At 72.9% G+C, this 11483-nt stretch carries 6 protein-coding genes; 2 read left to right on the top strand and 4 right to left on the bottom strand.

What is annotated here, in order from left to right:
* Positions 1 to 392: 392 nt before the first annotated feature.
* Entirely contained in the window at positions 393 to 1256 is an 864-nt protein-coding gene (locus WMF20_RS20560; RefSeq protein WP_437616092.1) for a hypothetical protein, read from the top strand.
* A gap of 536 nt (positions 1257 to 1792) precedes the next feature.
* Here the strand turns inward: WMF20_RS20560 and WMF20_RS20555 are convergent.
* The 4 genes from WMF20_RS20555 to WMF20_RS20540 all read right to left on the bottom strand — a co-directional run bounded on the left by WMF20_RS20555 (position 1793) and on the right by WMF20_RS20540 (position 7385).
* Positions 1793 to 2560, bottom strand: a complete 768-nt coding sequence (locus WMF20_RS20555; RefSeq protein ID WP_437616090.1) for a hypothetical protein — start codon at positions 2558 to 2560, stop codon at positions 1793 to 1795.
* Between the two features lie 437 nt (positions 2561 to 2997).
* Positions 2998 to 5352, bottom strand: a complete 2355-nt coding sequence (locus WMF20_RS20550; RefSeq protein ID WP_437616088.1) for a tetratricopeptide repeat protein — start codon at positions 5350 to 5352, stop codon at positions 2998 to 3000.
* Between the two features lie 159 nt (positions 5353 to 5511).
* On the bottom strand, positions 5512 to 6369 hold the full coding sequence (locus WMF20_RS20545) for a hypothetical protein (protein WP_437616086.1): 858 nt from the start codon (positions 6367 to 6369) through the stop codon (positions 5512 to 5514).
* 176 nt (positions 6370 to 6545) lie between these two features.
* Complete coding sequence (locus WMF20_RS20540; protein WP_437616084.1) at positions 6546 to 7385, bottom strand: hypothetical protein; 840 nt, start codon at positions 7383 to 7385, stop codon at positions 6546 to 6548.
* A gap of 337 nt (positions 7386 to 7722) precedes the next feature.
* Here WMF20_RS20540 and WMF20_RS20535 point away from each other — a divergent pair, with 337 nt between their 5' ends.
* Positions 7723 to 11472 carry a serine/threonine-protein kinase gene (locus WMF20_RS20535; protein ID WP_437616082.1) on the top strand — a complete coding sequence of 1250 codons (3750 nt, stop codon included), beginning with the start codon at positions 7723 to 7725 and terminating at the stop codon, positions 11470 to 11472.
* The last annotated feature ends 11 nt before the right edge of the window (positions 11473 to 11483 follow it).

The raw sequence follows: 11483 nt of genomic DNA, 5'->3' as shown, positions 1-11483 counted from the left end.
GTATACAACGCTCATTGCGCCCTTCTTGGTCGGGCGTGTTCACGCGTCGGGCGCGGGGGGCGGGAGCGGGCCTGGCGGTGCCGGGGTGGTGCCGGGTCGGCCACGGCGGTTGCGTCGGCCATGGCGGTTGCGTTGGCCACGGCGGTTGGGTTGGCCACGGCGGTTGGGTCGCGGATTCGCGGTGATGTCGCGTTCAGCTGAACGTGGTGTGAACGCGGCGTGGGCGTGGCGCGCGTTCAGGGTTCCGGGGGCATTGACGGTTTCTTGCGCAGCATTGCTCCGACGGGTGGGGTCGCTGGCGAGGGGCGGGCGGTCGGGATATACGGTGACGTCCGGGGGAGCGCTTACATCGCCCACAGATGGCCAGGAGATGACCAGGAGAAGAGGCAGGCATGAAACGAACGTTCACCGCCGTTGATTTGGTTCAGCTACCGAAGCTGGACGCGCCGTCCGCCCAGGCGCTGGGCACCGAGGTGTTGACCGCCGCGAAGGCCGTGCTGGGGGACAGGGGCGCGGCCCGGAAGGTCCCCGAGGGGGTGATCGAGGCGCACGAGGATCTGATGTCGGCGCTCGCGACCTTGAACCAGGCGGTCGCGACGCGCCTGCCTTCCCTGCCGACCGAGGACACCGCGCGCGCGAAGGTGGCCGATGTCACGGTGGACGCCATCTGGAGCGGTCTCTACGACGTGCTGGGCGGCTGGTCGAAGATCCCCGGGCTGCCGGAGGCCGAGATGGCGTCGTCGCTGCGCGCCGCGTTGTTTCCGAGGGGGCTCAAGTTCACGCAGATCGCGTACAAGCTCGAGTGGGCCGAGAGCAATACGCGCATCTTGATGATCAAGGACAACGAGCTCGAGACGCAGCTGAAGCGGCTGGGCGCGGGGAAGATCCTCGAGCGGCTCTACGAGGCGCACGAGGCGTACGGCGCGGCGCTGGGGATCACGTCGCCCGTGGAGGGCGCCGAGGTCGAGGTGACGAACGTGCGCGCGGCCCTGGACGAGCTCGTGGACGCGCTGCGGACGTATGTGGTCCGCGTGTCGGGGATGGTCAGCAAGCGGGATCCGAGGAAGACGGAGATCGCGCAGCAGCTGCTCGCGCCGATCGAGAACTGGCGCCCTGCGGCGGCGCGGGGCAAGGCGGCGGACGCGCCGGCCGAGGCGCCTGGGGCGGAGCCGAGCGGGGAGCCGGGCAAAGCGCAGCAGCCGGGGCCGGCGGAGGCGAACCCGGCGGATGCCGGCGGGGAGCCCGGGGGGCCGTAGGCCTAGAACACCGAGCACGTTCAGAAAAAAATCAGCAGATGTGAAGAGGACCGCAAGGGCGCAAGGGACGCAAGGGAGAGAGGGAACGATTTTATCTCTGCTCCCTTGCGTCCCTTGCGCCCTTGCGGTCCATCTCCTTCCCGCACTCCGTGTCCTGTTCCCGCACTTCGTGTCCTGTCAGCTTTGTCCCCGGCGTTTCCGGCGGGGGGCGCATCCTATCGAATTCAGGCGAGTTTTAACCTGTTCGGCATGCTAGCAGGACGGGCGCGACGTGCGGGTCGGCTGGGGATGGTCCGGACCAGGCGGTCGCGACGCGCGGGTTGGCTGAGGGGTGGTCCAGACCGGGCGGGCGCGACCTATGGGTCGGCTGGGGGCGGTCCAGACCAGATAAGCGCGACGTGCGGGTCGGCTCGGGGCTGGTCTGGACCGGGCGGGCGCGACGTGCGGGTCGGCTCGGGGCTGGTCCAGACCGGGCGGGCGCGACGTGCGGGTCGGCTGAGGGGTGGTCCGGACCAGGCGACCGATCGGCGCGCGCGCTACCGTCCGACGCGCGCGCGGATGGTGGCGCGTGTCTCCTTCGAGAGCGAATCGAGGTAGGCATCGGAGAGCGCTCGAAGCACATCGTCGGGCAGCGCGGGCAGCACCTGCTCGGGCGGGAGGTTCACCAGGAGCTTCCGGAGGACCTCATCGAAGCCTTCCAGGTCCTGTATCCCCGTGCGAACCTCCATGGCTCCAATCTGTTGCAACAGCCACCGGCGGGCCCTGGGTGTCGCGACCTCGTCGTGCCCGAACAGGCGCAGCAGATCGTCGTGCTCCGCCTCGGCCACGATGTCGACCTCGGCGACGACCAGCGCGAACACGCCGCCCCTGAGCTGCCAGTAGCCGTCGCCGAGGTCGTACCAGGTCAGGCCGAGGTCCGCCGCGTCGGCGTCGAGCGAGGGGGTGCGCGACGGGACGAGCAGCACCCCGCAAAGGTCGCTCCGTTGCTGCATCCGTTCCGGCTCGCTGGCGAAATAGAGATGAAGGAAGCCGCACAGCCGGTCCAGGCTGCGCCCGCGGTACGGCCGACCGATGCTCTCGAGCTCGACGAGCGTGTGCCTGGACAACAGGTCCCACAGCCTCCGGAGCGTGCCGGCCGGCTCGGTCGTCTCAGCGCTCTTGCGCCGCAGCACGCAGGCGGCCCGCAGCGGCTCCACCGACGGTGGCACGGCGCTCCGCACCTCGAACCTGCGCGGGCCGCGCTCGCGCAGCAGCGCTGCGAGCAGCGCGTCGTCGTGACCCTTCGTGTCTTTCAGAACCGGCATGTGCGTGCTCCTGCTGGAATGATGTCTGCTGGCACCACCGCCTCTCGGAGCTCGTCACGGGCGATGAGGGAAGAGCTCCAGGGAACAGGACGCCGGAGCGCGACGCGCCCGGCGGCGCGCACGGCTCCGATGCGGTGGTCCGGGTCGGCGTTCCTCATGGAGTAAATTCCGGGCAGGGCTCCGGATCCGTCTCATGAAGGACGGGCAGCCAGCGGACAGGCGCTCGTCCGCGATGCCGCGCGGCGCTTCATCGGACGGCGCGAGCAACGGCTGCGCGGGCGCGAGCCCGGAGAGCCGCTCCTTGACCGGTACCTCCGCGGCGCGATGCCGTTCCCCGCGGGCTCCGGGCCGAGAGGCGGCGCGAGATCACCGCGGGCCATGCGGAGGCGCCTCCAGCCGGGCCGCGCCTGACGGTCGGCCGCCAGCGTCGCGCGAGCTCAGGCGCCGAAGCGCTGGTCCAGGCGGGCGATCAGGTCCATCCGATCGATGCTGCGCCAAGCGGCGCGCGCGGCCTCGACGTGCCGGCGCTGGGTCGTGAGGTCGAGCGCGATGGCGGCGAGATAGTAATGCGTACAGCCGATCGAGTACGGCGCCGGGATGCGCTGGTACAGCGCGAGGGCTTCCCGGTAGAGAGCACCGGCAGCGCCGGCATCGCCGTGGGCTCGCGCGATGTTTCCGAGGCTCAGGATGCAGTTGGCCTCGCCGAGAACAGCCCCCACCTTCTGGTAGAGCGGCAGCGCTTGCTCGTAGCGCGCTGTGGCCTCGGCGTGCTGCGAACGCGCCAGCGCGACGTTTCCGAGGCTCTTGATGCTGTTGGCCTCGCCGAGCACATCCCCCACCTTCTGGTAGAGCGGCAGCGCTTGCTCGTAGCGCGCTGTGGCCTCGGCGTGCTGCGAACGCGCCAGCTCGATGTCTCCGAGGCTGTGGATGCAGTTGGCCTCGCCGAGCACATCCCCCACCTTCTGGTAGAGCAGCAGCGCCTGCTCGTAGCGCGCTGTGGCCTCGGCGTGCTGCGAACGCGCCAGCTCGATGCGTCCAAGATACTCGACGCACCGCGCCTCTCGCCGCCTGTCCCCGGCGCGCCGCGCCGCCTCCAGCGCCCGATCGAGGGGCAACGGCGCTGCATATCCGGAGAAACGCGCGAACTCGGTCAACGCCGCCGCCGCGTCGATCCATCGCCCAGCGTCGGCCTCCGCGAGCCCCCGCCGGATCATCGCATCCAGGTTCGCCGTCTCCGGCGCGAGCCGCGCGGCCGCCTCGGTGCCGCCGGGCCCCCCCGGCAGCGGCCCGAGCGTGCGCGCGAGCTCACCGTAGTGCTCCATCACCCGCCCGAGAGCCTCGGCAGCCGGCGGATACGCCGCGCTCACGTACTCGCGCACGGGCGAGAGCATCTTCAGCCGCCCTCCCTCGAAGTAGGCCAGCCGGAGCTGCGCCAGAACGCGCGCCGCCGCGGGCCCCGCCCCCGGCAGGACCGCCGCGAGGTCCCGCTGCGCGATCCCGTCCGGCAGCACCGCCAGCGCCGCGAGCAGTCCATGCGCTTCCGCGGTCATCCGCCGCGAGCCGATCGACAGCTCCAGCGAGGCCTTCCAGCTCCGGAGCCGATCGCGCGCCCCGCCCCCACGTTCCAGCACCGCCGCCCGGCTGAGCTCCCACTCCTCCCTCAAGTTGACGAGATCGTTGCCCTGCGCCGCGCTCGCGAGCAGATCGATCGCCAGCGGAACGCCCTCCTGCAGCGACAGGAGCTCGGCGAGCGCCGGCTCGCCCCGGTGCTCCTCGCCCGCGATCGCGCAGAACATCTCCTCCGCCTCGGCCGGTCCGAGCGGCCGGAGCTCGACCGGCGCGCTCCACGCAACGCGCCCCGGCCGACCCGCGCCCCGCACCGACGCCATGAGCGCGAGCTGCGGCATCGCCGCGAGCTCCGCGAGCAGCGCCTCGGTCCCGGCCTGGTCGCCGCCATCCCAGGGCGTTTCCAGGTTGTCCAGCGCGAGCACCGCCGGCCCCGCGGCGAGGAGCGACAGTGCCCGCTGCCGCAGCTCGGGTCCGGGCGGGACGCGCAGCGCGTCGGCCAGCGCGACGGCCGCGGATGCCGCGTCCGGCGCGGCGTCGAGCGCCACGAAGAAGCGCCGCTCCCCGAAGCGGGCCACGACCTCGGGCCGGTGCAGGACCGCCCGGCTGACGGTGCTTTTGCCAATACCCGCCGCGCCGAGGAGCAGCACGCGCCCGGGAGGATCGCGCGATACCGCCGCGGCGAGCGCCTCCACCACCGCGTCCCGGCCGATGCACCGCCCCACGTCGGGCAGCCCCGCCGCCCCCGGACGCGGGCCCCCGCCGGCCGCTCGACGCCGCGTCACCTGCTCGGCGAACTCCAGCAGGCCGCGCGTCACCTCATTCCAGGGCTCGTCCCGATCCGGCCAGGCGTTGACGGCCCGCCCACCCGCCGGAAGCGGTTTGAGCCGGCCGAACCCCGTCCAGCTCCAGTCGCAGTGCCGGACAGGCACCGGCACGACCACCACCTCGCCCGCGGCGCTCCGGGCGAGCGCGCGCGCTGCCTCCTCGTGGTGATGGCGATCCGAGGCGAGGAGATCAGGGCTCACCAGCAGCGCCACGATGTCCGCCGCCTCGAGCCTCGCCCGCGCCTCCGCCGCGGACTCTTCGCCGGCGCCGACCCGCCCCTCGTGCCAGACGTCAATCCGCCCGATGCGCTCGTGGGGCTTGAGGCAGACGTCGAGCTCGTCACGTAGCGCGGCGTCCTTCGGGGCAGCTGAGATGAAGAGACGAACCGGATCCGACATGCGCGCGTAGGGCTGCAGTCTGCTCCGGCGAGCTTACTGCCGTCGCGGTGCGCTGGATAGCGAATGGCGCCCGCGCGGCCCACGACGCGTGGGCAGGAGAGGCCCGGAACGCTCCCTTTCCTGGCACTCCCCCTCGGCGCCGCGCGACGGTGGAGCTCATCACCCGTCGCGCAGGCCGCGAGCCACCCTCCCCCTCCGCCCCGCGCGCCGGAGCGGCGCGAGCGCGGCCAGGAGCAGCAGGGCGAGCCCCGCCTTCGGCGTGGTACTCCGCGAGAACGCGCAGCCCGACGCCTCGCGCTCGACCTGGAGCACCTCGCTGCGCTCGCTCTCGTTGCCGGCCTCGTCGATCGCCGAGACCGCGATGTACACGTTGCGGCCCACGTGGTCCTCGTCCACGTAGAGGAACGTCGAATCGCCCTCCAGCCACGCGTCCGGCTGCGACTTGGCGAGCGCTTGCTCCGGGCTGAAGCCCACGTACACGGCGTAGACCAGCGCCTCGGCGGGCGTATGATCGTCCTCGCTGGGCCCGGCCAGATCGAACGTCAACGTGGTCATGTCCGGGCAGCTGCCGTAACCGCACGCAGGCTCGTTCGCGTGGAACTCGACGTCTCCGCCCGCCAGCACCGGCGCGCTCGGCGGGGAGCCGTCGACGATCTCCGACGTCCGGACGACGCGCTCGACGGACGGCCTCAGGCGCAATCGGTACGTGGTATCAGGCGCCAGCGTCTCGGCGGGGCGAATCACGCTGTAGCCCGGCGGGGCCACCGGAACGTCGGAGCCAGCGCCGGCGACGGCGGCGCCGGTCGCCTCTTCGACCAGCAGGTGCGAGAGCTCGGGGAGCCCGCCCCAGATCACGATCGCCACATTGCGTGGCACCGTGGCGGGCTCTCCCGGCGCGGCAGCGCGAAGGAACCCCTCCGAGACGCTTGTATCCACAGGGTCGCAGGCGCTCGCGGGGCCGCCGGCCGTCAGCACGCCGAGCGCGGTCGCGAGGGTGAGGCACGTTCCAAGCTTCATGCGGGGCGAGCAGAGCAAGCCGCACGCCACGCGCGCGTGTACGTGAACCGGCGTGGCCCGGTGCCACCGGGGTCTGATCGCCGCGTCGCGTCCCGACCGCGCCGCGCGCCGCAGCGCGCCTCACTCCTGGCGGGCGGTGGAGAGCGCCGCTTCGGGCGCTCTCCACGGCGCAGCGATCAGGCCGAGGGCCGGCCGATCCGGCGCCGGATGGCGTCCTGGACCTCGGCCGGGAGCGAGCGCAGGTACTCGTCCGGGAAGGCGCGGAGCGCCTCGTCGGAGAGCGCCAGCAGCCGATACGCGGGCGGCAGCCCAGCCAGCCGCTCCTCCGGCGTCAGCCCGGCCAGCCGCCGCTCGATCGGCAGCGAGTCGAGCAGCTTCTGCAACATCTCGTCGTAGCCTTCCATCTCCTCCACGTCTTGCATCGTACCCTCCTTCGCTGGCCTCACCCACTGCCGCAACCACTGCCGCGCCTCAGGGCCGAGCACCGGGCGATGGCTGAAGATCCTCAAGAAGTCGTCCTGCTCGGCCTCCGCCACCTCGTCCGTGACGACAAGATAGGTCGTGTACACCGCGCCGTCGATCCGGCCGTAACCTCCGCCCAGGCGCGCGAGCGTCCAGTCCATTTCGTCGAGCTCCCGGACCAACGTGCGCGTAATGCTCGCGACGACGAGGACCAACGTGAGCTCGCGATAGCTCGACAGCCGATCGATCTGAGCCACGTGATGCTGCACGCCGTAACCCCACAGGCGCAGGAGATCCCCGCGGCGAAACGCCGACCGGGCAGGGCTCTTGTACTCGAGCAGCGTGTCCGTTCCGAGCAGCGGCCAGAGGCCGCGCAGCACGCGGGCGTCGTCGCCCTCGCGCGGCGCGCCCTCTTTGCGCAACAGCAGCATGTCCGCGCGCTGCGGCTCGATCGTGAGCGGCACGTCGAGGTGGACGGAGATGTTCGCGGGCGCGCGGGCGCGAACCAGGTTCGCGAAGCCCAGGTGCCACAAGTTCCGAGAGGTCGTCGCCATGAAAGGCCACCCAGAGGACGCCGGAGAGCGGCGCGCGAGAGTGCGCGCGGACTGCCGCTGCAAGGCAACGGGTCGACGTCGTTCATGGGTTCCGGGCAGCGATGCGGGGCTGTCTCGGAGACGACGCGATTCCGGACAGAGATGCGGAGCTGTCTCGGATACGACGCGATTCCGGACAGAGATGCGGAGCTGTCTCGGATACGACGCGGGCCAGGATGACGATGTCGGACGAAGACCGCAGCGCCGAGGCCTGGCGACACCGGACGGCTCTCGTGTACCATCGCCCGGCGCGGCACCCCGAGGGGGACCCACGACGGGTCCGCCCCGACCTGACGCCATGGTCGACCCCAAGCAGCAGCCACCGTCGCCCGGCGGAAACGAGGAGACGGTGGTCCGCTCCCCCCCATCGCCGGGGGTGCCGGACACAACGCCGGCAGGCACCACGCCGGCAGGCCGCGCCGGTGAGCCAGGAGAAGGGCGCCGCCACCACAGCAGCGGCGCCGCCATCGATCCGAGCTCCCTCCGCCGCGTGCGCATCGCCGTCGCCGCCGAGACGCGCTCGCCCGCCGCCGCGGACGACGCGACCCACTTCGCCGGCCACGCCCCGCCGAGCTCCAAGGCCGCGCCGAGCACGCACATCGGTCCGTACCAGCTGCTCGGGAGGCTCGGGCAAGGTGGGATGGGCGTCGTCTACCGCGGCAGGCACGCAGAGACCGGCCAGACCGCGGCCATCAAGACCATCTTCAGCGCGAGCGAGCTGACCATCGCGAGCATCCGGCGCGAGATCTACGCGCTCGGCCGCCTCCGCCACCCCGGCGTCGTGCGGATCGTCGACCAGGGCGTCTCCGATGGACTGCCCTGGTACGCCATGGAGCTCCTCGAAGGACGGACCCTCCAGAACTGCATCCAGGAGATCTGGCACGAGGTGCGATCCGCCGAGACCACGCCGCTGAGCGCGCCCGGCACCCGGCCCGGCGCCGCCGCCCCGCGCTCGGCCGCGCCGCGCGAGGCGAGCCGCCACATGCTCACGCTGATCCGGCGGCTCTGCGCGCCCCTCGCCTACCTGCACGGCCAGGGGATCGTCCACCGCGATCTCAAGCCGGCGAACGTCTTCCTCCGCGACGGCGACCTGCCCGTGCTCGTCGACCTCGGCATCGCCGGGAGCTTCGGCGGCGCCGAGGGCCGCGAGGAGCTCGCCGTCGACAGGGAGGTCATGGGGACGCTCGCGTACATGGCGCCCGAGCAGATCCTCGGGAAGCTCGCCGACGCGCGCGCCGACCTCTACGCGCTCGGCTGCCTCCTGTACCAGTGCCTCACCGGCTCCACGCCGTTCCCGTCGACCCCCGAGTCCGAGCTCGGCCGGCACCACCTCAGGACCGCGCCCGAGCCGCCCTCCAGCCGCGCGCCCCACGTCCCCCCGGAGCTCGACGCGCTCGTCCTGCGGCTGCTCGCGAAGGAGCCGCGCGACCGGCTGGGCTACGCGGAAGACGTGGCGCGGGCGCTCGAGGCGCTCGGCGCCGACCCGCACGATCCGCTGCCGCTGCCGCGGCCAGCGCCGTACCTGTACCGGCCCAAGCTCACCGGGCGCGACGCGATCCTGCGCCGCCTCGGGCGGGAGATCGACGCGCTCATCGACCGCCGGCGCGGCGGCAAGGTGCTCGTCGGCGGCGAGAGCGGCGCCGGCAAGACGCGGCTCATCATGGAGGTCGCGCGCGACGCCAAGATGCGCGGCGCCGCCGTGATGACCGGGCGCTGCGTGGCGATCGGCACGGACGACGGCGCCGTCAAGGCCGCCCCGCTGCACCTGTTCCGGTCGTGCCTCATCGAGGCCGCCGATCGCTGCCGCGCCCTCGGCGCCGCGGAGACCGAGCGCATCTTCGGCGACCGCGGCAAGGCGCTCGAGCTCTACGAGGCGAGCCTCGCCGACCTGCCCTACGCCAAGGAGCGCCCGCCCCTGCCGCCGCTGCCGGCGCAGGCGGCGCGCGCGCGGCTCTTCCGGTGCATGCGCGAGGTGCTGTGCGCCATGGCCGAGGCCGCGCCGCTCCTCCTCCTGCTCGACGATCTGCAGTGGGCCGACGAGCTGTCGCTGGGCCTCCTGGCCGAGCTGTCCGTCGGCTCCCTCAGGGCCGCGGGCGTGCTCGTCCTCGGCGCCTACAGGATGGACGAGCTGCGCCCCGAGCTCGACGACATGGCGCGCGCCCCGGAGGTCCTCAGCGTGGAGCTCGGCCGGCTCACCCAGGAGAGCGCCGGCGCCATGGCCCGCGAGATGCTCGCGCTGCCCGAGTCGCCCAGGCACTTCGACGAGCTCCTGTTCCAGCACTCGGCCGGCAATCCGTTCTTCATCGCCGAGTACCTGCACATGGCGATCGACGCGGGGCTCCTCTCCCGCGACGCCGCGGGCGCATGGCAGACCGAGGCGCTCGAGCGGGCGATGGCGATGCCGATGCCGCGCTCGCTGGAGGGCCTGATCACGCGGCGCCTGCGCGCCCTGCACCCGGCCAGCGCGGAGCTCGCGCAGATCGCCGCGGTGCTCGGCCGCGAGCTCGACGGGGCGCTGCTCCTCGGCGTGGCCGGCGTCGACGAGGAGGCGTGGATGGAAGCGCTCCGGGAGCTCCGCATGCGCCAGATCTTCGAGGAGGCCGGCGAGGGGCGGCTCCGCTTCGTCCACGACAAGATCCGCGAGATCGCCTACAAGCAGATCCCGGAGGAGCGCCTGCGCGCGCTGCACCGGCGGGCCGCCGAGCGGATCGAGGCGACCCTCGCCGAGGACGCCGCCGATCGCGCCCCGGTGCTCGCGCACCACTTCTCGAGGGCCGGGGTGCACGACAAGGCGATCGCGCACCTGACGGCGGCGGGCGATCGCGCGCGCTCCGTCTACGCGAACAGCGACGCGATCGCGCTCTACCGCGCGGCGATCGCCGAGATGGGCCGGCGCGCGGAAGCGGGGGGCCCGCCGGGCGTCCAGCGCGACGCGGAGCGCGCGGCGCTCGAGGAGCGGCTCGGCGACGTGCTGGCCATCACGGGCAAGCAGGACGACGCGCGGCGGGCCTACGTCGAGGCGCTCGCGCGGCTCGATCCGGCCGCGCGCGTGGACCGGGCCCGGCTGCACAGGAAGCGCGGCAAGACCTGGGAGACGCACCTGGAGCACGCGCAGGCGCTCGCCGCCTACGCCGACGCCGACGCCTCGCTCGGCCTCGACGAGCCCACCGAGGGCCGCTCCGAGGCGTGGTGGCACGAGTGGATGCAGGCCAAGATCGACCGGCTCGAGGTCTACTACTTCATGGGCCAGCTCGACGCGCTGAGGGCCCAGGTCGAGGCGATCCAGCCGATGGTCGAGCGGTACGCGGCGCCCGTCCGGCAGGCGCAGTTCTTCTACGGCCTCATGCTCATGCAGATCCGCATCGAGCGGTACCAGGCCTCGGAGCTCACCGTGCGGCACGTCCGCTCGTTCGTCGCGGCCAGCGAGGCCACGGGCGATCCGGAGCTCATCGCGTCCGCGCACTTCTCGGGCGGCTTCGCGCACCTGTGGCACGGCGCGCTCGACGCCGCCGAGGCGTACCTCGTGAGCTCGCTCGAGGCCGCGGAGCGGATGGGCAACGTGATCGTGCAGTCGCGCGCGCTCACCTACAGGACCATGATCCGCAGGATGCGCCGGGAGCGCGCGGAGGTGCGGGCCATGGCGCTGCGGAGCCTCGCGGTCGCGACCGCGGGGCACATGCGCGACTACATGGGCGCCGCCGAGGCCCACCTCGCCTGGTGCGCTTGGTCCGAGGGGGCGCCGGAGGAGGAGATCGTGCGCCGCGCCAGCGCGGCCCTCCACTTCTGGACGGAGCTGCCGGCGCCGTTCCCGTTCGAGTGGACGGCGCGCCTCGTGCTGCTCGCGGTGCACCTCGGGCGGGGCCGCCTCGCCGCGGCCGCGGAGCAGGCCGCGGCGCTCCGGGACGTGAAGCAGCACCGCTTCCCGGGCGCGCTCGACGAGCGGCTCGAGCAGGCCGTGGCCGCGGCCGGAGGAGGAGGGCCGCCCGAGGCGAGCCGGGCCGCGCTCGAGGCGCTCGTCGCCGCCGCCCTGGATCACGGCTACCTCTGACGCAGCGAGCG

This window comes from Sorangium sp. So ce834, from assembly GCF_051521425.1.
In the GTDB taxonomy this organism is placed as follows: domain Bacteria; phylum Myxococcota_A; class Polyangia; order Polyangiales; family Polyangiaceae; genus Sorangium; species Sorangium cellulosum_D.
This window is presented reverse-complemented; position numbering and strand designations above follow the sequence as displayed.